Origin of the sequence: Lysobacter sp. OAE881, from assembly GCF_040546665.1 — a bacterium.
Taxonomy (GTDB): Bacteria; Pseudomonadota; Gammaproteobacteria; order Xanthomonadales; family Xanthomonadaceae; genus Lysobacter_J; species Lysobacter_J soli.
The window spans coordinates 847,635-873,817 of sequence record NZ_JBEPOG010000001.1; the positions used below are offsets into that span (position 1 = coordinate 847,635).

Below are 26,183 nucleotides of genomic sequence, written 5' to 3' on the forward strand. Positions count from 1 at the left end.
CGTCCGCCTCAGGAGATCGTGCTGGCGTGTGCGCTGGCCGCATCCGGCGGCATCACCGGCGTGGGGACGAGGTCGCGCGCCTGCTGCCAGGTGCGGATCACGTTCCAGGCCATCACGAACATGCCGGACAACACGATCAGGCCGCCGAGCAACCGGCCGAGGTAATAGGGATACGTCGCGTTGAGCGCCTCGACGAAGCTGTAGGTGAGCGTGCCGTCGGGGTTGGTGGCGCGCCACATCAGGCCCTGCATCACGCCGGCGATCCACATCGACACGATGTAGAACACGACGCCGACCGTGTGCAGCCAGAAGTGCAGGTCGATGGCCTTCACCGAATACATCCGCGTCTGGCCGAGCAGTCGCGGCAGCATCGAGTAGACCGCGCCGACGGAAATCATCGCGACCCAGCCCAGCGCGCCGGCATGCACGTGGCCGACGGTCCAGTCGGTGTAGTGCGACAGCGAGTTGACGGTCTTGATCGACATCATCGGACCTTCGAAGGTCGCGATCATGTAGAACGACACCGCCACGATGAGGAACTTCAGGATCGGATCGGTGCGCAGCTTGTCCCACGCGCCGGAGAGCGTGAGGATGCCGTTGATCGCGCCGCCCCAGCTGGGCGCCAGCAGCACCAGCGAGAACACCATGCCCAGCGACTGCGCCCAGTCCGGCAGCGCGGTGTACTGCAGGTGGTGCGGGCCGGCCCACATGTACACGGCGATCAGCGCCCAGAAGTGCACGATCGACAGCCGGTACGAATACACCGGCCGGCTGGCCTGCTTCGGGACGAAGTAGTACATCATCCCGAGGAAGCCGGCGGTCAGGAAGAATCCGACCGCGTTGTGCCCGTACCACCACTGCGCCATCGCATCGACCGCGCCGGTGTAGAGCGAGTACGACTTGCCCAGGCCGACCGGCATCGCCATGTTGTTGACGATGTGCAGCAGCGCGACGGTGATGATGAAGGCGCCGTAGAACCAGTTGGCGACGTAGATGTGCTTCACGCGCCGCTTGACGATCGTGCCGAAGAACACGATCGCGTACGACACCCAGACGATGGTGATCAGGATGTCGATCGGCCATTCGAGCTCGGCGTATTCCTTGCCCTGCGTGAGGCCCAGCGGCAGCGTGATCGCCGCGGCGACGATGACCGCCTGCCAGCCCCAGAAGGTGAAGGCGGCCAGCTTGTCGAACGCCAGCCGCACGTGGCAGGTGCGCTGCACCACGTGGTAGCTGGTGGCGAACAGCGCGCAGCCGCCGAAGGCGAAGATGACCGCGTTGGTGTGCAGTGGCCGCAGGCGGCCGTAGCTCAGCCACGGTACGTCGAAGTTGAGCGCCGGCCAGTACAGCTGGGCGGCGATCAGGACGCCGACCGCCATGCCGACGATGCCCCAGACCACCGTCATCGCGGTGAACTGGCGCACGATCTTGTCGTTATAGGTTTCTGGTTGGGTATGCATGATGGACACTCCCGAGCGGCAGGGCCGGGGTCGGCGGCATGTTAGGAACCCGTTCATGCGCCGCGCTTGATTTCGATCAAAGCGTCGGCTACGCGATTCAAACGCAAACGGATGAGCCCGGCGGACCGTTCGGCGGCTGCCGGGGCGGTCCTGTCATGCAGCGGGGGTGTGTCGGTCAGGCGCCCACGGCGTGCGGCTGGATGACACCCGTGGCAATGCCGACGGCCACCAGCGTGATCAGCGCGACCGACAGGGCGATGCGGCGGGTCAGTGCATTGACCGCGCGCTTGCTCTCGCCGCGGTCGGTGAGCATGTAGTACAGCGCCGCGCCGAGGTTGTAGACGATCAGCGCGAGGAAGCCGACGACGAGCAGGGTCTTCATTGTCAGCCCGGGGCTGCGGTGGTCGAAAGGGAACGCAGCCGCGCGAACCAGCGCATGCGCGCGAGCAGCGCCACGGCCATGACGCCCAGGTAGAGCCCGTACGCCAGTGAGGTCGCGAACACCTGCTTCCACATTGGGCCGAAGCCCGCGTCGGCGTGCGCCATGCCCCAGTACATGCCGGCGAAGGCCGCCGCCGTGGCGGTTGTCAGTGCGATCGAATCGAACGCGAACCGCGCCGGCCCTCGCGGCTGCCGCGGGTAGCGCCAGAACAGCACCGACAGCACCGCGAACCATGGCGCGAACAGGATCAGGGCGAGATGCAGCTGTACGCCGGTGGACATCGGGCACTCGGAGGGAGCTCGGACGGTGCGCGCAGTCTAGGGCGACCGTATCAGTTCCAGTAGAATCAGAAAGCCGCTCGAAAAACCGTATCAGTTGCCCGAGGACGCCCGGTGAAGCGCTACGAGGCCCTGGCCGAGGATCTGGCCCGCTCCATCCAATCCGGCGCGTTCCGTCCGGGCGAACGCCTGCCATCGGTGCGGCAGACCACCACCGCGCGGCGCATCAGCCCATCCACCGTGTTCCAGGCGTACTACCTGCTGGAAGCGCGCGGCCTGATCGAATCGCGCGCGCGTTCGGGTTATTACGTGGCGGCGCGACCGTCGCGACTTCCGCCGGAACCCGAGACGTCATCGCGTCCGGACGGCGACTCGCGGCCGGTCGACGTGAGCGAACTGGTGTTCGATGTCCTGCAGTCGGCGATGCATCGCGACCTCGTCCCGTTCGGCTCGGCGTTCCCGAGCCCGCTGCTGTTTCCGCTGCCGAAGCTCGGCCGCGCGATTGCCGCCGCCGCGCAGGATCTCGACCCTTGGAGCACCGTCGACGACCTCACGCCCGGACAGGCCGAACTGCGCCGGCAGATCGGCCTGCGTTACCTGATCGACGGCATCGACGTACCCGCCGACGAAATCATCGTCACCAACGGCGCGCTGGAAGCGCTGAACCTCGGCATCGCCGCGGTCACGCGACCCGGCGATGCGGTGCTGGTCGAATCGCCGTGTTTCTACGCGGTGCTGCAGTCGCTGGAGCGCAACGGCCTGCGCGCGATCGAAGTCCCGACGCATCCGCGCGACGGCGTCGATCTGGACGCATTGGAACAAGCCATCGCGCGCCATTCGCCGCGTGCATGCTGGCTGATGCCGACCTTCCACAATCCCCTCGGCGCGACGATGCCCGACGACGCCAAGCGCGACCTCGTCGTCCTGCTCGCGCGCCATGGGATTCCGCTGATCGAGGACGACGTCTACGCCGAACTGCATTACGGCGCGCGCCGCCCGTTGCCCGCGAAGGCATTCGATCGCGACGGTGGCGTGGTCCACTGCTCGTCGTTCTCGAAGTGCCTGGCGCCGGGTTACCGCATCGGATGGGTGGCGGCGGGGCGCTTTCGCAACACCATCGCGCGGAACAAACTCACCACCACGCTCAACACCAACGTGCCCGCGCAACGCGCGATCGGCCGTTACCTGCAGGGCGGCGGATACGACCGGCACCTGCGTCGCTTGCGCGCGACGCTCGCCGAGCAGCAGGCGAAGTACATCGAAGCGATCGCAACGTACTTCCCGGAAGGCACGAAGGTCACGCGCGCCTCCGGCGGCTACTTTGCCTGGATCGAGCTGCCGGAAGGCCGCGATGCGCTGGCACTGCATCGCCGCGCGCTGGAGGCGGGCATCAGCATCGCGCCCGGGCCGATCTTCTCGGCGAGCCGGAGTTTCCGCAATTGCCTGCGCATCAACTACGGGCACCCGTTCGATGCGCGGACGGAGCAGGGGTTGAAGACACTGGGCGCGTTGGCGTAGTTCTTAGCCCCTCTCCCGCAAGCGGGAGAGGGGTTGGGGTGAGGGCAGCTTTCGCGGCGCGTCCAGGTCGTCCTGGCAGACGCCTATACGACGCGCGAATATTTGGCGCTCGTAGCATGCGGCTGCCGAAGATACGCGTCGAAGCACATTGCGATGACGCGCAACAGCAACCGCCCTTCGCGCGTGGCGACGATACGATCCGGTTCGATCCACACCAGCCCGTCGTCCTGCAGCGGCTGCAGGCGCGCCAACGCATCGGCGAAGTAGTGCGTGAAATCAATGCCGTGCGCGCGCTCGATCGCGCCCATCGACACTTCGCCCTGGCACATCAGGCGCTGGATGACGTCGGCGCGAAGTTGATCGTCCGGACTCAGGCGCAGCCCGCGCCATACAGGAAGCCGCGGCGCGTCGATCGCTTCCTCCCATGCGGGAAGTTCGCGCGGATTCTGGCTGTAACTGTCGCCGATGCGGCTGATCGCGCTGACGCCGAAACCGATCAGGTCGCAATCGGCGTGCGTCGTGTAACCCATGAAGTTGCGGTGCAGTCCACCGCGCGCCTGCGCGAGCGCGAGCTCGTCGTCGGGCAGCGCGAAGTGGTCCATGCCGATGTAGACGTAACCCGCCGCGGTCAGCCGCTCGATCGCAAGGCGCAACAGGTCGAGCTTGAGTTCGTTCGACGGCAGGTCTTCGGCGCGTATCTGCCGCTGCGGTTTGAAGAGCTCGGGCAGGTGCGCGTAGCTGTACACGGCGAGCCGATGCGGGCGCGCCGCGATCACGATGTCGAGCGTGCGCGAGAAGCCGTCCAGCGTCTGCAAGGGGAGCCCGTAGATCAGGTCGACGTTGACCGAGCGCATGCCATGCGCGCGGCACGCGTCGATGATCGCCAGCGTCGCGCCGACGTCCTGCTCGCGATTCACCGCGCGCTGCACATCCGGATCGAAATCCTGCACACCCAGGCTCGCGCGGTTGAAACCGACGTCGGCGAGTTCGGCGATATCGTCGGGCGTGAGTTCGCGCGGATCGAGCTCGATGGAGATGTCGCGTTGGCTGTCGACGCTGAAGCGGAAGTGGTCGCGCAGGTCCTGCACGGTCGCGCGCAGCTGCGCCGGCGTGAAGAAGTTCGGTGTACCACCGCCGAAGTGCAGCTGCACCACTTCGCGATCCGGATCGAACAGCCCCGCCATCATGCCGATCTCGCGCGCGAGCCGCGTGCGGTACGGCTCGCTGCGCGCGCGGTCGCGCGTGATGACGCGATTGCAGCCGCAGTAGAAGCACGGGTTCGTGCAGAACGGGACGTGGACGTAGAGCGACAGGCGGCTGGGGATCGGATCGCCGTTGCTGGCCTGCGCCGCGTCACGCAGCTGCGCGATGTCGAAGTCCGGGCTGAACTGGGGCGCGGTGGGATAGGAGGTATAGCGCGGCCCCGGGCGGTCGTAGCGGCGCAGGAGTTCCGCGGGAAAGGTCGGCGCAGTGGACATGCGCGGAGCCTATCGGCCGCCATCCGCCGGGGTTTGACCTCGATCAATTCATGCCTGCGCCCCGCAGGAGACCGCACGGACACGGGTTTCCGGCCGACAAGCGGCCGCCGTTCGTTGCGTCGGCGTTCCAGCGCGGTGCCTAGAATCCGCGGGATGAACCGGTCCCGCGCCGTCGCCGCCGCGCTGATCGCGCTGTCGTTCGCCACTGTGGCGAATGCGCGCACGGTCTACCGCTGCGTGCGCGACGGCACGGTCAGCCTGTCCACCGCGCCCGAGCCCGGTTCGCGCTGCACCGCCAGGCAGATCGACGACAACGCCGCGAGCGTGCCGAACCTCTTCGGCAGCGGCGAAGCGGTGAGCGGCGTGCTGTACGAACGCGTGCAGGACGGGAAGACGGTGTACGGGACGCGCAAGCTGCCCGGTTCGGTGAAGGTGCTTTCGTTCACCGTGCCCGCGCCGCCGGGCGAGCCGGCGCACGAAGGCTTGGGGCGCGTGAGCCCGCCGCGTCTGGACCGCTATCCGAAGCAGTTCCGCGCGGCGTCGAAAGCGACCGGCGTCGACGAGGCATGGTTGCGCGCCATCGCGCACGCCGAGAGCGATTACGACGCCATGGCGGTTTCGGCGAAAGGCGCGCAGGGCGTGATGCAGCTGATGCCCGACACGAGCCGCGAATACGGCGTCGTCGATCCGTTCTCGCAGGACGAATCCATCATGGCCGGCGCGCGCCATCTGCGCGCACTGATGCGCCGCTATCGCAACGACATGACGCTGGTGGCCGCCGCGTACAACGCCGGCATCGGTACAGTGACGCGCTACGGCGGCGTTCCGCCGTATGCGGAAACGCAGGCCTATGTCGCCAAGGTGCAGGCGCTGTACGGCAATTATCGCGCCGCGCTCGACAAGCCGGTGGCGAAGTCGCGCGCGAAGGCGCTGACCTCGCCGTAGTCCTTACGCCATCGCCTTGCTCGATTCGTACGGCAGATGCGTGCCGCCCGCGCCGGTGATGATGTTCTCCGTGCGATCTAGGAAGTCCTTGTCGCCGTCGAGCACGACGAGGATCCGGCCCGCCTGGATTTCATCGTCGAACTTGCGACGGATCGGATCGGGGAGCGACGAGCCCACCAGCGCCGACGCCCACGAGCCCACCAGTGCGCCTGCCACCGCTGCCGCGGCTGCGCCGGCGAGCGTGAGACCGATCGGCGTGATGACGATCGCCGCCAGGCCCGCAAGCAGGCCCGCCGCGCCACCGTATCCGGCGCCGCGCATGGCGGCGGGAATGAGGTCGGTGTCGGCTTCCTTGTATTCGTTGGGAATGGCGTCCAGTTCGATATCCGAACGCGCGACGAGCAGGATGTCGTCGTCGTGCACGCCAGCGCCGCGCGCGGCGTTCATCACCGCCTGCGCGGTGGCCAGGTCGGGCGTGCTGAAAACATGGCGGACCTTCATTTCTGCCTCCGTCATCCGTGGCGCCGGCATGCGGCGTCGATGGCCGCAGCTTTGCCGCGCCGCGGTTACTGGGACGTGATGAACGCGGGCTGGCGCGGGCGGTGCTAAGGTGCGCGCACCTTCCAATACGGGATGCTGGTCATGCGTGGATCCATGCGTTTTTCGATGCTCGCCTGCGTGATCGCCGCGTGCACGTTGACGGCGTGCAGCGCGCCCGCGCCACCCGCGTCCGAGCAGGCGCAAGCGCAGGGCGCCGATACGACGCAAGTCACCGCCGACACCTGGTCGCAGCCCGCGCGTTCGACCGACCAGCCCGCGCCAGGCGAATCGACCGCACCTGCCGCACCCGAAGTCACGCCGGCGGCATTCGTCGACAAGGTGTGGCGCGTGAAGTCGTCCAGCGCGGTGGAAGCGGACACGGTGTATGCGTTCCTCGCCGACGGCACGCTCGTCATCGATTCGCCCAACGGCACGCCAATGCACGGCCAGTGGCGCTTCGAGGGCGGCAAGCTGACGATGATCGAGGAAGGCCAGTCGTATCCCACCGACATCCTTCGCCTCGATGCGAGCGAACTGCATTTGCGCAGCCACAATCCCGGCACGCCGGTGGACATCGTGCTGACGCTCGCGCCGAACGAATCGCTGCCGAAGGCGAAGTGACGATGCTGCCGGCGATCGACGTCCAGTGCCCGTATTGCGGCGAGCCGCTGACGTTGTTCGTCGACGATTCGGCCGGCGCACAGTCGTACGTCGAGGATTGCCATGTGTGTTGCAGGCCGATGCTCGTACGCGTGCGCATCGATGAGGATGGCGGGCTCGACGTCGACGTCGCCCGCGAGAACGACGATTGAAGGGCGCGGTCAACGCGGCAACAGCCACCGCGTTGACCGCGTGCCCGATGAAGGTTGTGTTGCGTTCAGCGAAATCGCACTCGTCGCAACCGCGATAACTTCGGCGCAGGTCACATTCGCGCGCGTCGCGCGTCACCGATCGACCCGCTTCCTAGCCCCCTCGCGCGCCGGAATGGTTAAGGCAACGTTCCCTTAACTCCCGCCGAGGCGGAGTCGTTCATCACCTCCCGTGCAAGGTCGAATCGTGCGGCACGCCTTGGGCAAGCACGCGCAGAACTTCCTTCATTCCAGGAGACATCGCATGACCCTCAAGAACCGCAAGCCGCTGATCGCCGCCGCCCTGGTCGCCATGCTGTCGGCGCCGCTGGCGTTCGCGCAGAGCACCACGTCGCAGTCGTCGCAGGATCCGGCCGCCGCGTCGGCCGACCAGGCCGGTGCGAGCGGTGCCAGCGCCACGCAGGGCTCGGCGAACTCGTCCGGCAAGAAGAGCTGGTCGGACGTGGATACCGACAAGAACGGTTCGCTGAGCAAGTCCGAGGCGTCCAGCGTCCCGGCACTCGGCCAGGTGTTCGACCAGGCCGATGCGGACGCCGACGGCGCGCTGACCGCCGACGAATACAAGGCCTACGTCGCAAAGGCGCAGGGCGGCCCGGCCGGCAACAGCGGCGGCAAGTAAGCGCTGCAGTCAGGGCACCACGTCCAACTTGCGCATTGTTGGACTCCGGCAAGGGCGGCTTCGGCCGCCCTTGCTTTTGCCGGCACGTCGAAGCGTAGAAGCGTAGGTCGACGATGCTAGTGCTCGGCGCTGCGCCTTGCTCGTTTAAACTGCGCGCATGACCGCCATCCAGCTGATCGGCTTCGACGCCGACGACACCCTCTGGCGCAGCCAGGACTATTTCGACGACGCCCAGCTCGAGTTCGAGCGCATCGTCGGCACTTACGTGGACCTGCGCGACGCACGCGTGCAGGAGCGCCTGTACGAGGTCGAGAAACGCAACATCGCGTTGTTCGGCTACGGCGTGAAGGGCATGGTGCTGTCGATGATCGAGGCGGCGGTGGACATCACCGCGCAGCGCATCGAAGCGCGCGACGTGCATCGCATCGTCGAACTCGGCAAGTCGCTGCTTCGGCATCCGGTGGAATTGCTCCCGGGCGTGCGTGAAGCGGTGGAGGCGATCGCCGCCGACTTCGACGTCGTGCTCATCACCAAGGGCGACCTCTTCCATCAGGAAGCGAAGGTGCGCCAGTGCGGTTTCGCCGACCTCTTCCGTCGCATCGAGATCGTCAGCGAGAAGGACACGGCGACGTACGCGCGATTGCTGGAAGAGTTCCAGCTGCCGGCCGAGCGCTTCGTCATGGTCGGCAACTCGCTGCGTTCCGACATCGCCCCGGTGCTTGAACTGGGCGGGTGGGGCATCCACGTGCCGTACCACACGACCTGGAGCCACGAGACGGAGGCCGAGGTCGCCGACGACGCTCCACGCCTGCGCCGCATCGCCAGCGCGCACGAGTTGCCCGACGCCGTGGGTGCCCTGGCAGCGAAAGCTGCCTGAACACGTTCCCCAACGGCTGCTGAGCGTCCCCGGAGTACCCCGGCCGGATTAAAAATGCGTTCACCGCGGTAGTCGCATCTTGGCCGCAAGGCTCGCAGGGTGCGGGCAACCAGGAGCGCAGACATGTCCACCGTCCTGACCCGTTGGGTCGCCCCCGTGGTGCTGGCCGCAGGTTTCGGTGCAGTCGCCGCGACGGCCCCCGCACCGGCGCGCGCCGACGACCTGACCCGCGTGATCGTCGATGTCGCCGACGTGATCTACCACGCGGGCAACCCGTACTACCGCTACGACCGCGGCTATCGCGACCGCCTGGTCGTCGTCCACGACTATCGCGGCCGCCCGACCTACTACCGCAACGTCTACCGCGCCGGCCCGCCGTACGGCAACGCCTACGGGTACTGGAACAACGCGCCGCGCGGCAACTGCAACAAGCACGGCAAGTGCACCACGCACTACTACGATGCGCGATACGACCATCGCCACGATCGTCGTTACGACCGTGCCTACTATCGCAACGGCTATTCGAACTACGGCTACTACGACCGTCGCCATGACGATCGCCGTTATGATCGCCGCGATCGCCATGACCACGACCGCGATCGCCGCTGGCGCGACGACGACTGATCATGGCTGCGGACCACAACCGAATGCCCGACTGGCATTCCTTCGATGACGAAAGGAACTGGACGATGGCGATGACCTGGAAGGCACGGCTGGGCGCGATGCTCGTCGCTGCGGCGGCGACGCTGGGCCTGGGTGGAACGGCGTCTGCGCAGGACTACACGTTCGGCTGGAATCCCCGCTCGGGCGACGTGTGGGTCGACACGTGGCTGACCGACGTGAACCGCTACGGCGCGCGCTATCGCGATCCCTTCGTCGACGAGATGGTGCGTTACTACGGCGCGCCGCGCGACCTCGTCAACGAGCTGCTCGGCGAGCGCCGCTGGGCGCCGGGCGACGTGTACTTCGCCTGTTCCATCGCGTCAGCGCTCGGTCGCCCATGTCGCTATGTTGCCGACATGTGGGAGCGCGACCATGCGCTGGGTTGGGGTGAGGTCGCAAAGAACCTGGGCATCAAGCCCGGTTCTCCCGAGTTTCATCGACTGAAGAAGGGCTTCGTCCCCAGCTACGACCGATGGGGCCGCGACATCACCATCGATGCCGATCTCGCGCGCGATTTCCCGGGGCGTCCGCGCGATCCGGGCAAGGCCAAGGCGGCGCAGGCGAACAAGCACCACACGGACAACGGCAAGGCCGCGACGCACGGCAACGCGAAGAACGGCAATGCCGGAAAGGCGAACGGCAACGCAGGATCGAAGGGTGCTGCCGGCAAAAGCGACGCGCAGCCCAAGGGGCAGGGCAAGGGAAACCAGGACGCGAAGGGCCAGGGCAAGGGCAAGGGCTGATCCGCGACTCCGTTCGGTGCGACCTGCGGCGGCTTCGGCCGCCGCATGCGTTTGTACGACGCGCCACTATCATGGCCGCATGAACGACACCGTCCGCATCGTCGGTTACGCCCCGCGCTGGCGCGCGGACTTCGCACGTCTCAATATCGAATGGCTCGAACGCTGGTTCACGGTAGAGCCCATCGACCGCGATGTGCTGGGCGACCCGGAAACGCACATCCTTGCCCCCGGCGGGCGCGTGCTGTTCGCCATCGATGAGCACGACCGAGCCGTCGGCACCGTCGCGCTCAAGTACGAATCCGGCGGCGTCTACGAACTCACCAAGATGGCGGTGGCACCCGAAGCGCGAGGAATGGGTGTCGGGCGCGCGCTGATGCTCGGCGCGCTCGACGCATTCGGCGAGCTGCAAGGTAGCGAACTGTTCCTGGAGTCCAGCAGCAAGCTGGGCCCCGCGCTGGCGCTGTACGAAAGCGTCGGCTTCCGCCATTACCCCGCACCGCGCCCGGGATCGCACTACGCGCGCGCCGACGTGTACATGGTGTGGGAGCCGGATCGGGAGGGCTAGCCGGGCGTTGACGGCGGAAATCGGCGAAAATCGCGCCAATGAGCCATTCGCCTGCCATTTCGCCGGACGCCCTCCGCCTCTCCGTCGCCCCGATGATGGACTGGACCGACACGCACTGTCGTGTCTTCCACCGCCTGCTGGCGCCGCATGCGCGGCTGTATACGGAGATGGTGCATGCCAACGCGGTGATCCATGGCGATCGCGCGCGGTTGCTGGCGATGGATCCGGTGGAGCATCCGGTCGCGTTGCAGCTGGGCGGCAGCGAGCCGGAGCTACTGGGCGCGGCGGCGAAGATCGGCGCCGAACATGGCTTCGACGAGATCAACCTCAACTGCGGTTGCCCGTCCGATCGCGTGCAGGCCGGGCGTTTCGGCGCGTGCCTGATGCGCGAGCCGCAGCTCGTTGCAGACAGCGTCGCGGCGATGGTCGAAAGCTGCGACGTGCCTGTGACGGTGAAGTGTCGGCTCGGTGTCGATGACGACCACGACTGGGATCGCTTCCTCGCCTTTATCGATACGGTCGCCAATGCGGGCTGCGGCATGTTCGTGATCCACGCGCGCAATGCATGGCTGCAGGGACTTTCGCCGAAGGAGAACCGCGAAGTGCCGCCGCTTCGCTACGACTGGGCGTACCGGCTCAAGCACGAGCGGCCGCAGCTGCAGATCGTCGTCAACGGCGGCATCGCCACGCAGGACGAGGCGGCCTCGCACCTGGCGCACACCGATGGCGCCATGCTCGGTCGCGCGGCGTATCACGATCCGTATCTGCTGCACCGGTTGGACGTCGCATGGTTCGGCGGCGAGCTGCGCACGCGCGGCGAGCTGCTGCGTGCGCTACGTCCCTATGTCGAGGATCAGCTCGCGCGCGGCGTGTACCTGAAGCACATCACGCGCCACCTGCTCGGGCTGTTCGCCGGTGAACGCGGCGGCCGCGCGTTTCGCCAGGTGCTCAGCGAAGGCGCGCACAAACCCGGCGCGGACTGGTCGCTGGTCGAACAGGCCATCGAGATCACCGAATCCTTCGCGGGCGAACGCGTGGACGCCGCATGATCACGCGTGATGCCGCCGCCTTCTTCGCGCACGCCCGCACGCTGCGGCCCGATTTCGGCCCGGCGACCGCGCAGGCGGCGTTCCTCGTCGCGCCCGAAGGCTTCTGCCTGGCGGAGCAGTCGGCGCAGGACAATCGCTACATGGCGCAGGCGTCGGGCTTCGACGCCGAATGCGCGATGTCGCAGCACCGCACGTTGCACCGCGCGATGTCGCAGGTGGTGCCGACGGTGTGTTTCGCCGGCGATGCCGACACGCCAGACGCGGTGTTTCCGAACAACGTCTTCGCCACGGCCGCGGGACGATACGTCGTCGGGCGCATGCGCCATCCGGTTCGCCAGCGCGAAGCCGCACGTGCCGACATTCGCAACTTCCTCGGCGGCGTGATGGATTACGCCGAGATCGACCTCTCCACGCAGCCGCACGCGTGCGAGCTGACCGGCTCGCTGGTGATCGACCGCGCGCGCGGCCTTGGACTGTGCGGGCTCTCTGAGCGGTGCGACGAGGAGGGCGCCCGGCTCATGCACGAGGCGTTCGGTCTGCGCGCGACGCTGACGTTCGACCTGGCGCCCGGCGAATACCACGCCAACGTCGTGCTCGCCGTTCTGGCGGGGCGGGCGGCGATCGTCAGCCCGAGCGGCTTCGCCGACACCGGCGTGGCCCGGGCCATTGCCGACTTCTACGCTCCCAACGCCATCGTGCTGTCGGAGGCCGAGCACGCCGCCTTCGCCGGCAACGCCATCGCGCTGTCGACCGACACCGTCTGGATGAGCGCCCGGGCCGACGCGGCGCTCGACCCGCGCAACCGGCAGCTGCTGGCGGCGGCGGGCTTCCAGGTGCGGGCCGTCGAACTGGACGCCATCGAGGCTGGCGGCGGCTCGTTGCGGTGCTGCATCGCCGAGATTTTCTAGACCTGGAATCGAGCCGACTGACGCCAGGGTCTGAATGCCGACCGCCCGCAATCAGAAAAGTTCAGACCGGATTCACCGCTTCGTTTCGAGAATGCACACTGTCGCACGGCCGTGCGATATTGCCCCGTTCGCGTGCCCAGTCTCGATGAAGATGCCGTCTTCCTTCCGCTCCATTCCGCTCCTCCTGTGCGCCGCGCTGCTTGCGTCGGCGGGGAGTGCATGGGCGCAGGATCGTGGCGGTCCCCCGGAGCGTGGCGACCGGGGGCACGGCCGAGGCAACGACCGGCAGGCCCTGTCCGACTCGGTGCGCCGGGTCGAACGCCGCACCGGCGGGCAGGTCCTCAGCGCCGAGCGTGTTCCCTACGACGGCCGCGACGTCAACCGCGTGAAGGTGGTCGATTCCAGCGGCCGAGTCCGCATCTACATGGACGACCCGCAGGTGCGAGAGCGCCAGCAGCAGGAAAACCGTACACGCCGCGACGACGACTGACCCGCCACGCTCTCGGAGGCCCTCCGATAGCGGCCTAGACAGAACGACAGACATTGGAGTCCACATGCGAATTCTGCTGGTCGAAGACGAAGCTCCGCTGCGCGAAACCCTGGCCGCCCGCCTGAAGCGGGAAGGGTTCGCAGTGGATGCCGCCCAGGACGGCGAAGAAGGCCTCTACATGGGCCGCGAAGTACCGTTCGACCTGGGCATCATCGACCTGGGCCTGCCGAAGATGTCGGGCATGGAGCTGATCAAGGCCCTGCGGGACGAAGGCAAGAAATTCCCCGTGCTGATCCTCACCGCCCGCTCCAGCTGGCAGGACAAGGTCGAGGGTCTGAAGCAGGGCGCCGACGACTATCTCGTCAAGCCGTTCCATATCGAAGAGCTGCTGGCGCGCCTCAACGCGCTGGTCCGGCGCGCCGCCGGCTGGAGCAAGCCGACGCTGGAATGCGGCCCGGTCGTCCTCGACCTCGCCGCGCAGACGGTGAGCGTCAACGGCAGCAACGTCGACCTGACCAGCTACGAGTACAAGGTGCTCGAGTACCTGATGATGCACGCCGGCGAGCTGGTCTCGAAGGCCGATCTCACCGAGCACATCTACCAGCAGGACTTCGACCGCGACTCCAATGTGCTGGAAGTCTTCATCGGCCGTCTTCGCAAGAAGCTCGATCCGGATGGCTCGCTCAAGCCGATCGAGACCGTGCGCGGCCGCGGCTACCGCTTCGCCATCGCGCGCAGCGGAGACTAAGCACCAGCGCACGGATTCGATGTTCCAGCAGCGCCGGGCGTCGGCGGGTCATCGTCAACGCGCGGCGCGCTGGTTACCCTTGGCGGCGATGCCGTCGCCCGTTCCTTTCGACCCGTCCCCATGCCACGCCGATCGCCACAGGTGAGCTGGGGCCAGCCGCGTTCGCTCCAGGCGCGCCAGCTGCTGGCCGCGAGCCTGGGGCTGGTGGCATTCCTCGCGCTGGCCGGCTACGCGCTCGACCGCGCGTTCCTGGAAACGGCCGAAAGCAACATGCGCCAGCGCCTGCGCAGCCTCGCGCTGGCGTACGTCGCGGGCGGCGAGTTCGCCCGCAACGGCGAGTTCATTCCACCGTACGAAACGGTCGATCCGCGTCTCGAACGCCCTGGCAGCGGCCTGTACGCGGAAGTCGTGCTGCCGAACGGGCACTGGGATTCGACGTCGGCGCAGGGCCCGATCCTGCCCGCCGGCAAGATGCTCGAACCCAACGAGGAAACCTTCGAGCGCGCGTTGCCGATCACCGAGATCAGCGGCGAAGCGGGCGAGGCCTACCGGTATGGCCGCGGGCTTATCTGGAGCGCCGGCAGCGACGATGCGCGATCGGAGTTCCCGTACACGATCTACGTGCTTGAAGACACGACCGCGCTGAGCCGTCAGGTCAGTGTGTTCCGCCAGGCGCTGTGGCGTTATCTCGGTGGCGCGGGGTTGATCCTGCTGCTGTTGCAGGCGGTGATCCTTCGCTGGAGCCTGCGCCCGCTCAAGCGCGTGGTCGATGAACTCAAGCGCGTGCAGCGCGGCCTCGCCTCGCGCATGAGCGGTCGCCATCCGCGCGAACTCGAACCGCTCACCGAAAGCATCAACGCCTTCATCGAAAGCGAGCGCGAAAACCTCGACCGCCAGCGCAACACGCTGGCCGACCTGGCGCACAGCCTGAAAACGCCGCTGGCCGTGCTGCGCGCGCGCAGCGGCGAAGACGTGCCCGTGCAGGAGCTGCGCGAGGAAATCGATCTGCAGGTGCGCCGCATGAGCGACCTGGTGTCGTACCAGCTCGCACGCGCCGCGCGGTCGGGCCACGTGCTGTTCGCCGCGCCGCTGGAAATCGAACCGTACGCCGACCAGATCGTGCGCAGCCTGGAGAAGATCTACGCGTCGAAGGGCGTGATCTGCGAATTCGACATCGATGCGGGCGCGCGCTTCTACGGCGAGCCCGGCGACCTGCAGGAAGTGCTCGGAAACCTCATCGAGAACGCCTTCAAGTGGGCGCGCTCGCGCGTGCTGCTGACCGTGAAGGAAGGCGAGCTCGCACCGAACCGGCGCCCCGGCCTGCTGATGGCAGTCGACGACGACGGCCCCGGCGTGCCGGAAGACAAGATCGACCTCGTACTGCAGCGAGGCGTGCGCGGCGACGAGCGCGTGCAGGGCCACGGCATTGGCCTCGCGACCGTGCAGGATGTGGTGCGCAGCTATCGCGGCACGCTGGACGTCAGCCGTTCTAGCGAATTGGGCGGTGCGCACTTCGAAGTCGTGATTCCGCCGGGCCTTTGACGGGCGCGACGATCACGCGAACGGCGACGGCCCGTAGAAACGTTCCAGATGCGCCGCGACCTGCGGCATTTCTGCGCGCAATGTCTGCGGATCGCTGAAGTGGTACTCGGTGACGACGGCGAAGAATTCCTCGGGCGCTTCGGCGGCGTAGCCGTCGATGGCCGTGTCGCGGCCGCGATCCACCTGCTTCGCCAGCTTGTCGTACGCCGCCTGGAAATCGCGCGCCCATTCCTTCTGCCACGGGCGGGGCAGGGGCGGTGTTCCATCGAGCGCGCCGTCGAGCGCGTCGATCTTGTGCGCCATCTCATGCGCGGCCACGCAGAATCCGGCATTGGGATCTTCGCAATCGGCGACGATGTCGGCCCACGAGAGGATCATCGGCCCGGTTTCCCATGCTTCGCCGATCAGTTCGTCTTCCCACTCGTGCAGCACGCCGGCCGCATCGACGTGCGTGCGATTCACGCGGAACGCGTCGGGATAGACGATCAGCTGCGACCAGCCACGCAGGCCTTCGGCACCGAATTCCAGCAGCGGCAGGCAGCACAACGCGGCCAGGCTGACGCGCTGTTCGTCGTCCAGCGTGAGTTCGCCGATGGGCGTGATCGTCTTCTCGTGCAGGAAGCGAACGGAGAGTTCGCGCAGGCGTGCGTCGCGGGACGTATCAAGCGCGCGCAGCCACGGCACGCGCACGTGCGCGGCGTGCCACAACTCGTCGGGAATGGGCGCGGGCGAAAGCCGCAGGCGCCGGAAGAAGCTCAGCAAATCACGACGCCCGCGAACGGATCAGCGGAACATGCCCGGCAGGAAGCTGTGCCAGCGCGGCGACTGCATGCGGCCGGCGCTGCCGGCGGCATCGCTGTGGACGCTCGGGCGGGCAGGCTTGACGTCACGAACGGGGGCGGTCGCGCGCGGGGTCGCACGTGCGTTGTCGCGTGCGATCGAGGACGCTTCCGGGCAGCTGCCGCTGTTCGCGGAGCTGAGCTTGATCTCGCGCGCAGCCACGGTCGAGCTGGCGACCACGATCAGCAGGCACAGGCAGATCCGGAGCATGGCGGAATCCTCGGACGGACCCGGGGTAGACCCCGGGTAATGCTGGACTATAGCGCGAAAAAAGGGCGTCGGCCGGGCGGGCGGATGGTGCATGGCAACAACTCTCCGTGTTCAGGCGGGTGCCGCCGGTGCCGGCGGTGTCGTCGATCCGGACGACGCCTTTCCGACGCCATCATCTCCTATCGATGCGCCCGTGGCGCAAAGCGTTGCAACGCTTCATCGCGCCCGGCCATCGTCCCGCCGAATCGCCGCCCGTGGTGTCCCCAGAACGGCATTCCGCCCGCCTTCGGCATGCCAGAACGCCGTTCGTCGGCCGGGACCCGCTCCCGCATAATCCCCGCCCATGATGCCCGCCCGCCCCGACTTCGCCGCCCATTCCTGCGCCGGCCCGACCGCGATCCGGTCGGCCCGCTGATGGACGACCGTCACCTGCTCCAGCGACTGATCGCCGGCCCGGTGTCGGGCGACGCCTTGGCGCGCGAGGCCGGGCAGACCCGCGCCGCCGTGTGGAAGCGCATCGAGGCCCTGCGCGAGGCAGGCGTGCCGATCGAAGCGCGGGCGGGGCGCGGATACGCGCTTGCGACCCCCATGGACCTGCTCGACGCCGAAGGGATCCGCGCGGGCTTGCCCTCGACGGTGCAGGGATCGCTGGCGTCGCTCGATGCCGCGTGGTCCATCGATTCGACCAATACGGAACTGCTCCGCCGGCCGTCGCCCGAGCGTGGTGCGCAGGTGCTGCTGGCCGAGCGCCAGACCGGCGGCCGCGGCCGTCGTGGGCGCCAGTGGGCGTCGCCGCTGGCCGCGCACCTGTACCTGTCGGTATCGCGCCAGTTCGGCGGGGGGCTCGCGAGGCTGGGCGGGCTGAGCCTGGTCGCCGGCGTCGCCGCGGCCGAGGCGCTGCGCTCCGAGGGATTCGCCGTGCAACTGAAGTGGCCGAACGACCTCGTCGTGCCCGCCGCCGACGGCACGCTGCGCAAGCTGGGCGGAATCCTCGTCGAGGGCGGCGGCGAACACGCCGGGCCCGTGCGCGCGGTGATCGGCATGGGCATCAACGTGCGCATGCCGGCCGCTGTCGCCGCCGGCATCGACCAGCCGTGGTGCGACCTGGCGGGATTGTCCGACGCATCGCCGGATCGCAATCGGGTCGCCGCCGCCGTGCTCGCCGGGTTGCTGCCGGCACTGGACGAATTCGATGCGGACGGCCTCGCGCCCTTCCGCGAGCGCTACGCCGCGCTCGATGCATTGGCCGAACGTCCCGTCACCTTGCACACCGCGACAGGCGAACTGCGCGGCGCCGCGCTCGGCCTTGCCGAAGATGGCGCGCTGCGCGTGCGTCTGGACGACGGCGAAGAACGCAGTTTCCATTCCGGCGAAGTCAGCGTCCGCAGCGGAGCGACGGCATGAGCGCGTGGTTGTTCGATCTCGGCAACACGCGCCTGAAATGCGCGCCGCTGCGTGCGGACGGTTCCATCGGCGACGCGATCGCGCTGCCGCATCGCGAAGAGGATGTGGCCGCCGCGATGGCACAGCACCTGCCCGCGCGCATCGACGTCGCCTATCTCGCGAGCGTCGCGCAACCGACGTTGCGCGTGGCGGTGCTCGATGCGCTGGCGTCGCGTTGCGGCAGGATCTCCATTGCACGCACGCAGCCGCGCTTCGACGAACTGCACATCGCCTATGCCGATCCGCGAAAGCTCGGCGTCGACCGCTTCCTCGCGCTGCTTGGCACCCGCACGCGCGTCCGCGGGCCGGCGCTGGTGTGCGGCATCGGTACGGCGCTGACGATCGACCTGATCGACGCGGACGGGCTCCATCTCGGCGGCCGCATTGCGCCGTCGCCCACGCTGATGCGCGAAGCGCTGCATGCACGCGCGCCGCAGTTGCCGGAGGTGGGCGGCGCGTACGAGGACTTCGCGTCCGATACCGAAGACGCGCTTGCGTCCGGTTGCGAAGGCGCGGGCGTCGCGCTGATCGAGCACAGCATCGCGGCCGCGACGTCCCGCCTCGGCGCCGCGCCGACGGTCCTGTTGCACGGCGGTGGGTCGGAGGCGCTGGCCCGACACCTGCCGAACGCGACCGAGGTCGCAACGCTGGTGCTGGAAGGCCTGGCCCGCTGGGCCTGCGTCGAAACGGCCGCTTAGAATCGCCCCATGCTCGCTCGCGCCCTGGTCGTCCTGCTGCTGGTGCTCAATCTCGGTGTCGCCGCGTGGTGGACGCTGCGCGCGCCGCCGGCGGCCGCGCCCGACTTCGTGCCGCCCGCCGACGTCGCGCGGCTGCAACTGGTGAGCGAAACGAAGAAGGCCACGAGCGCACCCGCGCCCCGCGTCGCGCCCACGACCGCTCCGGCCGCGCCAGCGATCGCGCCGCCTGCCGCGCCTTCGACCCCGGTCGCCAGCCCGGTTCCGACCAGTGCTGCATTGAACGCGCGCTGCTACAGCATCGGTCCCTTCGCCAATAGCGCCGCCGCCTCGAACGCGCGCGAGGTGCTGATGGCCGTGGCGACCCGCGTCGTGCCGCGCGAGCAACGCAGCGGCAGCAGCGCACGCGGCTGGCGCGTGTACCTGCCGCCGATGGCCAGCCTGCCCGAGGCGCAGGCCGCCGCGCAGCGCATCACCGCCGCGGGCTTCAACGACTACTTCATCGTCCGCCAGGGGGCCGAGGCGAACTCCATCGCGCTGGGTCGCTACCGCAACGAGGATTCCGCGCGCCGCCGCGCCGACAGCCTCACCGCCGCCGGTTTCGCCGTGCGCGCCGAGCCGCTGGGCGAGGGCGGGCCGACGACGGTGTGGCTCGACCTGGTCGCCAAACCCGAGTTCGACCCCGCGCGAGCCGAAGCCGCGGTGCAGGTGCCGGCCCGCGAACTCGACTGCGCGCGCATCCGCTGACGCATCGACACCAGCCTGCGCGGCTGCGCAGGCTAGAATGCCCTTCTTCGCCGGCATAGCTCAGTTGGTAGAGCAACCGCCTTGTAAGCGGTAGGTCGTCAGTTCGATTCTGACTGCCGGCACCAGACGAGGACGCCGTTCGATGAGTCGCACCTATCCTCCCGTTTCGCTGATCGGCGCGCCGACGGACGTTGGCGCAGGCCACCGCGGCTCGCGCATGGGCCCCGAAGCGCTGCGCATCGCGGGCCTGGGCGAGGCGCTCATCAAGCGCGGCGTGGACGTGATCGATCGCGGCAATCTCGACGGTCCGCGCAATCCCTGGCAGAAGCCCGTCGAAGGCTACCGCCACTTGCCCGAAGTGGTCGCGTGGAACCGCGCGGTGATGGACGCCGTCGGCGCGGAGCTCGACGAAGGCCGCATGCCGATCCTGCTCGGCGGCGATCACTGCCTGGGGCTGGGGTCGATCACCGCCGTCGCGCGCCATTGCCGCACGACCGGCAAACAGCTGCGCGTGCTGTGGCTGGACGCGCATGCCGACTTCAACACGCACCAGGTCACGCCGTCGGGCAACGTGCACGGCATGCCCGTGGCCTGCCTGTGCGGGCTCGGTCCGGATGCGTTGACCAAACTCGGCGGCGAAGCCCCGGCGGTGCGGCCGGACGAGATCCGCCAGATCGGCATCCGTTCGGTCGACGGAGGGCGAGAAGCGCCTCGTGCAGGAGTACGGCCTGGACGTGTACGACATGCGCTACATCGACGAGATCGGCATGAAGCGCGTGATGGAGGAAGCGCTGGAAGGCGTGGACGACAACACGCACCTGCATGTCAGTTTCGACGTGGATTTCCTCGACCCCAGCATCGCGCCGGGCGTGGGCACCACGGTGCCGGGCGGGCCGAACTACCGCGAGGCGCAGCTGGTGATGGAGATGATCGCCGACACCGGCCGCATGGCCTCGCTGGACATCGTCGAACTCAACCCGATCATCGACAAGCGCAACCGCACCGCGCGACTGGCGGTGGACCTGGTGGAAAGCCTGTTCGGCAAGTCCACGCTGATGCGCGACTGAACCGTCGGCACGCCCGCCGCAGGACGGGCCCGGCCGGTAGGTGCGGCGCCCGCGCGGGCATGCGATCCTTCGGCCCCAATCGATCACGTCTCCCGGAGAGACCATGAAGCGCTCCATCGCCACGCTGTTGCTCGTCGCCCTGTCGCTCGTCCTGCTCAACGGCTGCAACACCATGGAAGGCCTGGGCAAGGATGTCGAAAAGCTTGGCCAGAAGATCGACCAGAAGGCGAGCAACTGATCGGCGCATCGCAGCGCCCGACATCGCGATCGCGACCAAGGCCGGCACCCGCCGGCCTTTGTTTTTCAGGGCGGTCATCGCCCGTTGGGGCGGCATCCACCCCGCTTTCACGGCACCTCGCGTCAGATGCACGCGCACGCTCCAAGCGTGACCATGCAGTCCCAACGAATCGAGGTGAATCCCATGAAGCGTCTGATGGCCCTTTTGCTGCTCGCCCTGTTCTCCGTCGGCACGCTGACCGCGTGCAACACCGTTGCCGGCGCCGGCAAGGATGTGCAGAAGGCGGGCGAGAAGGTCGAAGACGCGGCGAAGTAATCGCCGCGCTCGCACCGAACGCATGGAAGGCCGGGCATCGCCCGGCCTTTCTTTTCGAGAAACGCGAAGCCGTCAGTCTGGCCGAGCGCTGAATGCACGCTGCAGAATCCACTTCGCTTTCACGGTGGCGCGCGTCAGATGGATTCACCGCACGGAACCACGTGCCTGGTTCACGAGTCGAGGAGACTTTCATGAAGCGTTTGATGGCTCTGCTGCTGCTGGCGATGTTCTCGATGAGCTTCCTGAGCGCCTGCAACACCGTCGCCGGCGCCGGCAAGGACGTCCAGAGCGCGGGCGAGAAGGTCGAGGACAAGGCGAAGGATTGCAGCGACGGCAAGTGCTGATCCGCGCGCATTCGATCGAGGGTGCTGAGCGAGGGGCCGGAGCGATCCGGCCCCTTGCTTTTGGGCGTTTGGACGTCGCGGTTTGCGCGCGTTCACCGATATCAAACCGTCTCTAACGCAACGACGACTTCCTGCGAATGAGCTCGCTGCGATCCTGTGCGTGCGGTGCGATGACGCACCCGCCTCCCACGACAAGAGGAATGCAACGGATGAACAAAGACATCATCGCCGGCAAGTGGACCCAGCTGAAGGGCAAGGCGCAGGCGCGCTGGGGCGATCTCACCGACGACGACTTCGACGTCGCCGAAGGCAACGCCGAATACCTCGCCGGCAAGCTGCAGGAGCGCTATGGCTGGGAACGCGATCGCGCCCAGCAGGAAGTCCGCGACTTCGAGAAGTCGCTGAACTGATGCAGTGAACGCGGCGCGCGCGCCGGCACCGGGGCGACCAACGCCACCGGCGCGCGCAACCGAAGAGCGATATCGGAAAGGCGGTCGCGAGAGCGGCCGCCTTTCTCTTGCCTGACCGGGCGACGGACCGTGCGCGACAGCGGCCCGGGGGGGCGTCGCGCGGGGCACGGGTCGGCCCGCCCGGGCAGGTACACTGTCAAGCCGTTTCCCGCAGTCAGCGTTCCATGAGCCCCACGCGCGTCCTCACCGGCATCACCACATCGGGCACCCCGCACCTGGGCAATTACGTCGGCGCGATCCGCCCGGCCGTCGCCGCCAGCCGCGCGCCCGACGTGGAGAGCTTCTACTTCCTCGCCGACTACCACGCCCTGATCAAGGTGCAGGATCCGGCGCGCGTGCAGCGTTCGACGCTGGAAATCGCCGCGACCTGGCTCGCATGCGGGCTGGAGCCGGACAAGGTGTGGTTCTACCGCCAGAGCGACGTGCCGGAAGTCCAGGAGCTGACGTGGTTCCTGACCTGCGTCGCCGGCAAGGGCCTGCTCAATCGCGCGCACGCCTACAAGGCTGCGGTCGACAAGAACCGCGAGGCGGGCGAGGACGACGACGCGGGCGTCAGCGCCGGTCTTTTCATGTACCCGGTGCTGATGGCGGCCGACATCCTGCTGTTCAACGCCAACCAGGTGCCGGTCGGTCGCGACCAGATCCAGCATATCGAGATGGCGCGCGATTTCGGACAGCGTTTCAACCACCTCTACGGCGATCACTTCGTGATGCCCGAGGCGGTAATCGACGAGAACGTGGCGACGCTGCCCGGCCTCGACGGCCGCAAGATGAGCAAGAGCTACGACAACACGATCCCGCTCTTCGCGCCGCGCGAGACGCTGAAGAAGCTGATCTACTCGATCGTCACCGATTCGCGCGCGCCGGGCGAGCCGAAAGACGCGGACAACTCCAACGTCTTCCAGCTGTACCAGGCGTTCGCATCGAACGAGGAAACCGCCGCGATGCGCCGCGCGTTCGCCGACGGCATCGCGTGGGGCGAGGCGAAACAGGCGCTGTTCGAGCGCATCGATCGCGAGATCTCGCCGCTGCGCGAGAAGTACGACGCGCTGATCGCGCAGCCGGCCCATATCGAAACCATCCTTCGCGACGGCGCGCAGCGCCTGCGGGCACGTTACGCGCGGCCCACGCTGGACACGCTGCGCAGCGCGGTCGGCCTTCGCGACCTCTCGCAGGCGCAGGTCGATGGAAAGACAAAGATCACGAAGGCGACGGCGCCGGCGTTCAAGCAGTACCGCGAAGCCGACGGCCGCTTCTACTTCAAGTTCGTCGACGGCGATCGCCTGCTGGCGCAGAGCCGCGCCTTCGATTCCGCGCGCGATGCGGGCACGCTGATTGCGGGCCTCAAGTCCGGTGCGAGCGGCGTGGATGCGCTGTTTGAAGCGTCGACATCCGCCGACGGCGTCACACAGGACGACGTGCGCGAAGCGCTCGCCGCCGTGGTCGAGGCCGAGCAGGAAAAGAGCGCGCAGAAGGCATGAATCCGTTCGTCGAGCTCAACCTCGCGCTGATCCTGTTCCTCCCGTGGTTCGCCATCCTCGGAACGCTATACTGGATGTTCCCGCGGCAGCCGCGGACGGCGCATCGCAAGCTCTTCGACGGCGTCGCGCTGCTGCTGGCGTTCACCGCGTTCCTGCTGAGCCTGTACTGGTCGCATGCGAATGCCGATCCGCTGTACGGAAAGATGTGGCAGCAGATCCTCGCGACCGCTGTCGGATACGGTGTCTTCCTGGCGGTGCTGACGGTGGCGTTCTTCGTGCGCCGTCGCTGGCTGCGTCGCACGCGCTGAGCTAACCGGCGCGGCGTTCCGACCAAAGCCGCATCGTCGCGTCACGTCGCGCGCCCTAGACTGCAGGGACGCCCACGAGGAGCCGCACGGCATGAACGACGCGCACGGCATCGTCACCATCGACACCGGATTCCAGCGGCCCAATTTCGACGCCGCCTACCTCATCGTCGAACACGGACGCGGCGCGTACGTCGATTGCGGCACGCAGCACTCGGTGCCGGCGATGCTCGATGCGCTGTCGTGGCAGGGCCTGCAACCGCAGGACGTCGACTGGCTGATCCTCACGCACGTGCACCTGGACCACGCGGGCGGCGCAGGCGCGCTGATGCGCGCGCTGCCGAACGCGACGCTCGCCGTGCATCCGCGCGGCGCGCCGCACATGATCGATCCCGAACGCCTCGTCGCCGGCGCCACCGCGGTGTACGGCGAGGAGGAGATCGCGCGCAGCTACGGTGAAATCGCCCCTGTCGACGCCCGCGCGCGTGCGCGAAGTGCGTGACGGCGAGACGCTCGACCTGGCCGGTCGTCCGCTGCTGTGCATCGATACGCCCGGGCATGCGCGCCATCACCTGTGCGTGTGGGACGAGCGCAGCCGCAGCTGGTTCACCGGCGATACGTTCGGCCTGTCGTATCGCGAGTTCGACAACGCGCATGGCGAGCCGTTCGTGATTCCGACCACCTCGCCGGTGCAGTTCGAACCCGAGCCGCTGAAGGCGTCGATCCGGACGATGCTCGCGCGCGATCCGGTCGCGATGCACCTGACCCACTACGGGCGCGTCGGCGACGTGGCGCGCCTGGGCAGCGACCTCATCGCGCAGATCGACGCCATGGTCGCGCTCGCCCGTGAGGCCGGCGGCCACGCCGACCGGCACGAACGGCTGGTCGAGGCGCTGGCGGTGCTATATATCGAGCGCGCCCGCGTGCACGGCTCGCCGCTGGCGCCGGAGGAGGTCCGCGCGCTGCTGGCCATCGACATCGGGCTCAACGCGCAGGGGCTGGAAATCTGGCTGGCCCGGGAAAACGCGGCGGCGCGCCCTGTTCAGGTTCGCAGCGGTCCGGCGGGCGGCTGAACGATGCGGCGGCAGCCGCGCAGGTTGTGGGCTCGATCACGGGTCCACAGGCGGGCCGGGAGTAGCCTTAGCGACCTTTTTGGCAATGCGCCATGCCCGCTCCGCGACCCCTTCTTCCACCGCCGTCCGACGAGGCGCGCCGACAGGCCGCGCTGGATGCGTATGCGGTCGTGGGTTCAGTGGCGGAGCAGCCGTACGACGACATCGTCCGGCTGGCGGTCACGCTGTGCGATGTGCCGGCCGCGGCGATCTCGCTGATCGACCACGACCGGCAGTGGTTCAAGGCGCAGATCGGACTGGACGTGCGCGAGACCGCGCGCAGCGAGGCGATCTGCGACCGCGCGATCCGCCAGCCCGACCGCACGCTCGTCGTCGAGGATCTCTACGACCATCCCGACCTGCCGCGCCCGACGATGCGCGTGGATGGCGATCCGCTGCGCTTCTACGCCGGCGTGCCGCTGCTGAGCCCCGACGGCCAGCCGCTCGGCGTGGTGTGCGTGCTCGACAACAAGCCGCGCACGCTCACCGATGCGCAGCGCGAGGGACTGGAAGTGCTCGCGCGACAGACGCAGCACCTGCTGGAGCTTCGCCGCTACGCCATGGAGCAGCGCCGCCTGCTCAGCGAGCGCGAGGCCTTCGCGCAACGGCTGGAAGATGCGCGCGCCGACCTGCAGCGTCGCCACGACCTGCTCGAACATCGCGCGACGCACGATGCGCTCACCGGGCTGCTAAACCGTTCCGCGCTCGCGCAGCTGCGCGACAACGCCGAGGCGATGCGGCTGCTGCAGCAGTCGCCGTACACGCTGATGCTGCTGGACGTGGACCACTTCAAGGACGTCAACGACCGCCACGGACATCTGCTGGGTGATCGCGCACTGCGCGCCGTCGCCGATGCGGTCAACGCGTCGATCCGCGAGGGCGACATCGCCGTGCGTTACGGCGGCGAGGAGTTCCTGATCCTGCTTCCCGACACGCACCTCGCGCAGGCCGCGCAGGTGGCCGAACGGATCCGCCAGCGCATCGCCGTGGCGCCGCTGCCGTTCGCGCTCACCGTGTCGATGGGAATCGCGGCAGGCGAACCGACGCGCGACTGGTCGGAGCAGGTGTTCGACCGCGCCGACCAGGCGCTGTATCGCGCAAAGGCCACGGGCCGCAATCGCGTGGTGGTGGACGATACGCCGCTGCATCATGGGTGAGGCAGGCGTCGTATCCCGTTGGCCG

31 protein-coding genes, 1 tRNA gene and 2 pseudogenes are annotated in these 26,183 nt (G+C 68.0%); 27 read left to right on the forward strand and 7 right to left on the reverse strand.

Annotated features, from left to right (window positions below; genetic code table 11):
- Window positions 1-8: 8 nt before the first annotated feature.
- The 3 genes from ccoN to ABIE51_RS03865 form a co-directional block, all read right to left on the reverse strand.
- Entirely contained in the window at window positions 9-1,460 is a 1,452-nt protein-coding gene (gene ccoN / locus ABIE51_RS03855) for a cytochrome-c oxidase, cbb3-type subunit I (protein WP_192632304.1), read from the reverse strand.
- A gap of 175 nt (window positions 1,461-1,635) precedes the next feature.
- Window positions 1,636-1,842: a twin transmembrane helix small protein gene (locus tag ABIE51_RS03860; RefSeq protein WP_192632305.1), complete on the reverse strand. Its 207-nt coding sequence runs from the start codon at window positions 1,840-1,842 to the stop codon at window positions 1,636-1,638.
- Window positions 1,843-1,844: 2 nt separating this feature from the next.
- Window positions 1,845-2,183, reverse strand: a complete 339-nt coding sequence (locus ABIE51_RS03865; RefSeq protein ID WP_192632306.1) for a hypothetical protein — start codon at window positions 2,181-2,183, stop codon at window positions 1,845-1,847.
- Window positions 2,184-2,294: 111 nt separating this feature from the next.
- Here ABIE51_RS03865 and ABIE51_RS03870 point away from each other — a divergent pair, with 111 nt between their 5' ends.
- Window positions 2,295-3,698, forward strand: a complete 1,404-nt coding sequence (locus ABIE51_RS03870) for an aminotransferase-like domain-containing protein (RefSeq protein ID WP_192632307.1) — start codon at window positions 2,295-2,297, stop codon at window positions 3,696-3,698.
- An 83-nt stretch (window positions 3,699-3,781) separates the two neighbouring features.
- On the opposite strand, the gene hemN is transcribed toward ABIE51_RS03870, so the two are convergent.
- A complete protein-coding gene (gene hemN / locus ABIE51_RS03875; protein WP_192632308.1) occupies window positions 3,782-5,176 on the reverse strand; it encodes an oxygen-independent coproporphyrinogen III oxidase in 1,395 nt (464 codons plus the stop codon).
- A 153-nt stretch (window positions 5,177-5,329) separates the two neighbouring features.
- On the opposite strand from hemN, the gene ABIE51_RS03880 reads away from it, so the two are divergent.
- The gene (locus ABIE51_RS03880; protein ID WP_192632309.1) at window positions 5,330-6,121 is read left to right on the forward strand and encodes a lytic transglycosylase domain-containing protein; all 792 of its coding nucleotides are present in this window, start codon (window positions 5,330-5,332) and stop codon (window positions 6,119-6,121) included.
- 3 nt (window positions 6,122-6,124) lie between these two features.
- Here ABIE51_RS03880 and ABIE51_RS03885 read toward each other — a convergent pair whose 3' ends face one another.
- Window positions 6,125-6,622 carry a hypothetical protein gene (locus ABIE51_RS03885; protein ID WP_115841491.1) on the reverse strand — a complete coding sequence of 166 codons (498 nt, stop codon included), beginning with the start codon at window positions 6,620-6,622 and terminating at the stop codon, window positions 6,125-6,127.
- Window positions 6,623-6,763: 141 nt separating this feature from the next.
- Between ABIE51_RS03885 and ABIE51_RS03890 the strand changes: the two genes are divergently transcribed.
- The 12 genes from ABIE51_RS03890 to ABIE51_RS03945 all read left to right on the forward strand — a co-directional run bounded on the left by ABIE51_RS03890 (window position 6,764) and on the right by ABIE51_RS03945 (window position 15,734).
- Complete coding sequence (locus ABIE51_RS03890) at window positions 6,764-7,282, forward strand: hypothetical protein (protein WP_192632310.1); 519 nt, start codon at window positions 6,764-6,766, stop codon at window positions 7,280-7,282.
- A gap of 2 nt (window positions 7,283-7,284) precedes the next feature.
- Window positions 7,285-7,473, forward strand: coding sequence for a CPXCG motif-containing cysteine-rich protein (locus ABIE51_RS03895; RefSeq protein ID WP_192632600.1), 189 nt, complete (start codon window positions 7,285-7,287; stop codon window positions 7,471-7,473).
- 301 nt (window positions 7,474-7,774) lie between these two features.
- Window positions 7,775-8,149 (forward strand): EF-hand domain-containing protein, encoded by a 375-nt coding sequence (locus ABIE51_RS03900; RefSeq protein ID WP_192632311.1) that lies wholly within the window; start codon window positions 7,775-7,777, stop codon window positions 8,147-8,149.
- Between the two features lie 157 nt (window positions 8,150-8,306).
- Window positions 8,307-9,026, forward strand: a complete 720-nt coding sequence (locus tag ABIE51_RS03905) for an HAD family hydrolase (protein ID WP_192632312.1) — start codon at window positions 8,307-8,309, stop codon at window positions 9,024-9,026.
- Window positions 9,027-9,149: 123 nt separating this feature from the next.
- Window positions 9,150-9,650 carry a hypothetical protein gene (locus ABIE51_RS03910; RefSeq protein WP_115841265.1) on the forward strand — a complete coding sequence of 167 codons (501 nt, stop codon included), beginning with the start codon at window positions 9,150-9,152 and terminating at the stop codon, window positions 9,648-9,650.
- A gap of 65 nt (window positions 9,651-9,715) precedes the next feature.
- Complete coding sequence (locus tag ABIE51_RS03915) at window positions 9,716-10,432, forward strand: hypothetical protein (protein ID WP_192632313.1); 717 nt, start codon at window positions 9,716-9,718, stop codon at window positions 10,430-10,432.
- A 79-nt stretch (window positions 10,433-10,511) separates the two neighbouring features.
- Window positions 10,512-10,997 (forward strand): GNAT family N-acetyltransferase, encoded by a 486-nt coding sequence (locus ABIE51_RS03920; protein ID WP_192632314.1) that lies wholly within the window; start codon window positions 10,512-10,514, stop codon window positions 10,995-10,997.
- Window positions 10,998-11,035: 38 nt separating this feature from the next.
- Window positions 11,036-12,046 carry a tRNA dihydrouridine(20/20a) synthase DusA gene (gene dusA, locus ABIE51_RS03925; RefSeq protein ID WP_192632315.1) on the forward strand — a complete coding sequence of 337 codons (1,011 nt, stop codon included), beginning with the start codon at window positions 11,036-11,038 and terminating at the stop codon, window positions 12,044-12,046.
- Window positions 12,043-12,954, forward strand: coding sequence for an arginine deiminase-related protein (locus tag ABIE51_RS03930; protein ID WP_192632316.1), 912 nt, complete (start codon window positions 12,043-12,045; stop codon window positions 12,952-12,954). The genes dusA and ABIE51_RS03930 overlap by 4 nt, the downstream gene beginning before the upstream one ends.
- A 145-nt stretch (window positions 12,955-13,099) precedes the next feature.
- Window positions 13,100-13,444 (forward strand): hypothetical protein, encoded by a 345-nt coding sequence (locus ABIE51_RS03935; protein ID WP_325050558.1) that lies wholly within the window; start codon window positions 13,100-13,102, stop codon window positions 13,442-13,444.
- A gap of 64 nt (window positions 13,445-13,508) precedes the next feature.
- Window positions 13,509-14,192: a response regulator transcription factor gene (locus ABIE51_RS03940; RefSeq protein ID WP_115841270.1), complete on the forward strand. Its 684-nt coding sequence runs from the start codon at window positions 13,509-13,511 to the stop codon at window positions 14,190-14,192.
- A gap of 120 nt (window positions 14,193-14,312) precedes the next feature.
- Window positions 14,313-15,734, forward strand: coding sequence for an ATP-binding protein (locus ABIE51_RS03945; RefSeq protein WP_115841271.1), 1,422 nt, complete (start codon window positions 14,313-14,315; stop codon window positions 15,732-15,734).
- A 12-nt stretch (window positions 15,735-15,746) separates the two neighbouring features.
- On the opposite strand, the gene ABIE51_RS03950 is transcribed toward ABIE51_RS03945, so the two are convergent.
- Both ABIE51_RS03950 and ABIE51_RS03955 read right to left on the reverse strand, forming a co-directional pair.
- On the reverse strand, window positions 15,747-16,496 hold the full coding sequence (locus ABIE51_RS03950) for a M90 family metallopeptidase (RefSeq protein WP_502913249.1): 750 nt from the start codon (window positions 16,494-16,496) through the stop codon (window positions 15,747-15,749).
- Between the two features lie 21 nt (window positions 16,497-16,517).
- Window positions 16,518-16,784: a hypothetical protein gene (locus ABIE51_RS03955; protein ID WP_157029288.1), complete on the reverse strand. Its 267-nt coding sequence runs from the start codon at window positions 16,782-16,784 to the stop codon at window positions 16,518-16,520.
- Window positions 16,785-17,198: 414 nt separating this feature from the next.
- Here ABIE51_RS03955 and birA point away from each other — a divergent pair, with 414 nt between their 5' ends.
- From birA to ABIE51_RS04020, 13 genes and pseudogenes are all read left to right on the forward strand, one after another.
- Window positions 17,199-18,188: a bifunctional biotin--[acetyl-CoA-carboxylase] ligase/biotin operon repressor BirA gene (gene birA / locus ABIE51_RS03960; RefSeq protein WP_192632317.1), complete on the forward strand. Its 990-nt coding sequence runs from the start codon at window positions 17,199-17,201 to the stop codon at window positions 18,186-18,188.
- On the forward strand, window positions 18,185-18,925 hold the full coding sequence (locus ABIE51_RS03965; RefSeq protein WP_192632318.1) for a type III pantothenate kinase: 741 nt from the start codon (window positions 18,185-18,187) through the stop codon (window positions 18,923-18,925). The genes birA and ABIE51_RS03965 overlap by 4 nt, the downstream gene beginning before the upstream one ends.
- A gap of 9 nt (window positions 18,926-18,934) precedes the next feature.
- Window positions 18,935-19,669: an SPOR domain-containing protein gene (locus tag ABIE51_RS03970; RefSeq protein WP_192632319.1), complete on the forward strand. Its 735-nt coding sequence runs from the start codon at window positions 18,935-18,937 to the stop codon at window positions 19,667-19,669.
- Window positions 19,670-19,718: 49 nt separating this feature from the next.
- Window positions 19,719-19,794 (forward strand) — tRNA-Thr (locus tag ABIE51_RS03975).
- Window positions 19,795-19,811: 17 nt separating this feature from the next.
- Window positions 19,812-20,736: pseudogene (rocF, locus tag ABIE51_RS03980) on the forward strand (arginase).
- 103 nt (window positions 20,737-20,839) lie between these two features.
- Entirely contained in the window at window positions 20,840-20,974 is a 135-nt protein-coding gene (locus ABIE51_RS03985; RefSeq protein ID WP_115841277.1) for an entericidin A/B family lipoprotein, read from the forward strand.
- Window positions 20,975-21,157: 183 nt separating this feature from the next.
- Window positions 21,158-21,289, forward strand: coding sequence for an entericidin A/B family lipoprotein (locus tag ABIE51_RS03990; protein WP_115841278.1), 132 nt, complete (start codon window positions 21,158-21,160; stop codon window positions 21,287-21,289).
- A 191-nt stretch (window positions 21,290-21,480) separates the two neighbouring features.
- Entirely contained in the window at window positions 21,481-21,633 is a 153-nt protein-coding gene (locus tag ABIE51_RS03995; protein ID WP_157029293.1) for an entericidin A/B family lipoprotein, read from the forward strand.
- Window positions 21,634-21,842: 209 nt separating this feature from the next.
- Entirely contained in the window at window positions 21,843-22,043 is a 201-nt protein-coding gene (locus ABIE51_RS04000) for a CsbD family protein (RefSeq protein WP_115841280.1), read from the forward strand.
- Between the two features lie 224 nt (window positions 22,044-22,267).
- A complete protein-coding gene (locus tag ABIE51_RS04005; protein ID WP_192632320.1) occupies window positions 22,268-23,584 on the forward strand; it encodes a tryptophan--tRNA ligase in 1,317 nt (438 codons plus the stop codon).
- On the forward strand, window positions 23,581-23,892 hold the full coding sequence (locus tag ABIE51_RS04010; protein WP_192632321.1) for a hypothetical protein: 312 nt from the start codon (window positions 23,581-23,583) through the stop codon (window positions 23,890-23,892). The genes ABIE51_RS04005 and ABIE51_RS04010 overlap by 4 nt, the downstream gene beginning before the upstream one ends.
- 91 nt (window positions 23,893-23,983) lie before the next feature.
- Window positions 23,984-24,962: pseudogene (locus tag ABIE51_RS04015) on the forward strand (MBL fold metallo-hydrolase).
- A 92-nt stretch (window positions 24,963-25,054) separates the two neighbouring features.
- Window positions 25,055-26,158: a GGDEF domain-containing protein gene (locus ABIE51_RS04020; protein ID WP_157029296.1), complete on the forward strand. Its 1,104-nt coding sequence runs from the start codon at window positions 25,055-25,057 to the stop codon at window positions 26,156-26,158.
- The last annotated feature ends 25 nt before the right edge of the window (window positions 26,159-26,183 follow it).

Excerpts from the sequence above, each read along its gene's own strand:
- ABIE51_RS04020 (WP_157029296.1), top strand. The coding sequence starts at position 25,055 with ATGCCCGCTCCGCGACCCCTTCTTCCACCGCCGTCCGACGAGGCGCGC.
- ABIE51_RS04000 (WP_115841280.1), top strand. The coding sequence starts at position 21,843 with ATGAACAAAGACATCATCGCCGGCAAGTGGACCCAGCTGAAGGGCAAG.
- ABIE51_RS03920 (WP_192632314.1), top strand. The coding sequence starts at position 10,512 with ATGAACGACACCGTCCGCATCGTCGGTTACGCCCCGCGCTGGCGCGCG.
- ABIE51_RS03905 (WP_192632312.1), top strand. The coding sequence starts at position 8,307 with ATGACCGCCATCCAGCTGATCGGCTTCGACGCCGACGACACCCTCTGG.
- ABIE51_RS03895 (WP_192632600.1), top strand. The coding sequence starts at position 7,285 with ATGCTGCCGGCGATCGACGTCCAGTGCCCGTATTGCGGCGAGCCGCTG.
- ABIE51_RS03890 (WP_192632310.1), top strand. The coding sequence starts at position 6,764 with ATGCGTGGATCCATGCGTTTTTCGATGCTCGCCTGCGTGATCGCCGCG.
- birA (WP_192632317.1), top strand. The coding sequence starts at position 17,199 with ATGGACGACCGTCACCTGCTCCAGCGACTGATCGCCGGCCCGGTGTCG.
- ABIE51_RS03860 (WP_192632305.1), bottom strand. The coding sequence starts at position 1,842 with ATGAAGACCCTGCTCGTCGTCGGCTTCCTCGCGCTGATCGTCTACAAC.
- ABIE51_RS03910 (WP_115841265.1), top strand. The coding sequence starts at position 9,150 with ATGTCCACCGTCCTGACCCGTTGGGTCGCCCCCGTGGTGCTGGCCGCA.
- ABIE51_RS03915 (WP_192632313.1), top strand. The coding sequence starts at position 9,716 with ATGGCGATGACCTGGAAGGCACGGCTGGGCGCGATGCTCGTCGCTGCG.
- ABIE51_RS03990 (WP_115841278.1), top strand. The coding sequence starts at position 21,158 with ATGAAGCGTCTGATGGCCCTTTTGCTGCTCGCCCTGTTCTCCGTCGGC.
- ABIE51_RS04010 (WP_192632321.1), top strand. The coding sequence starts at position 23,581 with ATGAATCCGTTCGTCGAGCTCAACCTCGCGCTGATCCTGTTCCTCCCG.
- hemN (WP_192632308.1), bottom strand. The coding sequence starts at position 5,176 with ATGTCCACTGCGCCGACCTTTCCCGCGGAACTCCTGCGCCGCTACGAC.
- ABIE51_RS03985 (WP_115841277.1), top strand. The coding sequence starts at position 20,840 with ATGAAGCGCTCCATCGCCACGCTGTTGCTCGTCGCCCTGTCGCTCGTC.
- ABIE51_RS03885 (WP_115841491.1), bottom strand. The coding sequence starts at position 6,622 with ATGAAGGTCCGCCATGTTTTCAGCACGCCCGACCTGGCCACCGCGCAG.
- ABIE51_RS03865 (WP_192632306.1), bottom strand. The coding sequence starts at position 2,183 with ATGTCCACCGGCGTACAGCTGCATCTCGCCCTGATCCTGTTCGCGCCA.
- ABIE51_RS03970 (WP_192632319.1), top strand. The coding sequence starts at position 18,935 with ATGCTCGCTCGCGCCCTGGTCGTCCTGCTGCTGGTGCTCAATCTCGGT.
- ABIE51_RS03995 (WP_157029293.1), top strand. The coding sequence starts at position 21,481 with ATGAAGCGTTTGATGGCTCTGCTGCTGCTGGCGATGTTCTCGATGAGC.
- ABIE51_RS03930 (WP_192632316.1), top strand. The coding sequence starts at position 12,043 with ATGATCACGCGTGATGCCGCCGCCTTCTTCGCGCACGCCCGCACGCTG.
- ABIE51_RS03880 (WP_192632309.1), top strand. The coding sequence starts at position 5,330 with ATGAACCGGTCCCGCGCCGTCGCCGCCGCGCTGATCGCGCTGTCGTTC.
- ABIE51_RS03955 (WP_157029288.1), bottom strand. The coding sequence starts at position 16,784 with ATGCTCCGGATCTGCCTGTGCCTGCTGATCGTGGTCGCCAGCTCGACC.
- dusA (WP_192632315.1), top strand. The coding sequence starts at position 11,036 with ATGAGCCATTCGCCTGCCATTTCGCCGGACGCCCTCCGCCTCTCCGTC.
- ABIE51_RS03900 (WP_192632311.1), top strand. The coding sequence starts at position 7,775 with ATGACCCTCAAGAACCGCAAGCCGCTGATCGCCGCCGCCCTGGTCGCC.
- ABIE51_RS03935 (WP_325050558.1), top strand. The coding sequence starts at position 13,100 with ATGAAGATGCCGTCTTCCTTCCGCTCCATTCCGCTCCTCCTGTGCGCC.
- ABIE51_RS03940 (WP_115841270.1), top strand. The coding sequence starts at position 13,509 with ATGCGAATTCTGCTGGTCGAAGACGAAGCTCCGCTGCGCGAAACCCTG.
- ABIE51_RS03965 (WP_192632318.1), top strand. The coding sequence starts at position 18,185 with ATGAGCGCGTGGTTGTTCGATCTCGGCAACACGCGCCTGAAATGCGCG.
- ABIE51_RS03945 (WP_115841271.1), top strand. The coding sequence starts at position 14,313 with ATGCCACGCCGATCGCCACAGGTGAGCTGGGGCCAGCCGCGTTCGCTC.
- ccoN (WP_192632304.1), bottom strand. The coding sequence starts at position 1,460 with ATGCATACCCAACCAGAAACCTATAACGACAAGATCGTGCGCCAGTTC.
- ABIE51_RS04005 (WP_192632320.1), top strand. The coding sequence starts at position 22,268 with ATGAGCCCCACGCGCGTCCTCACCGGCATCACCACATCGGGCACCCCG.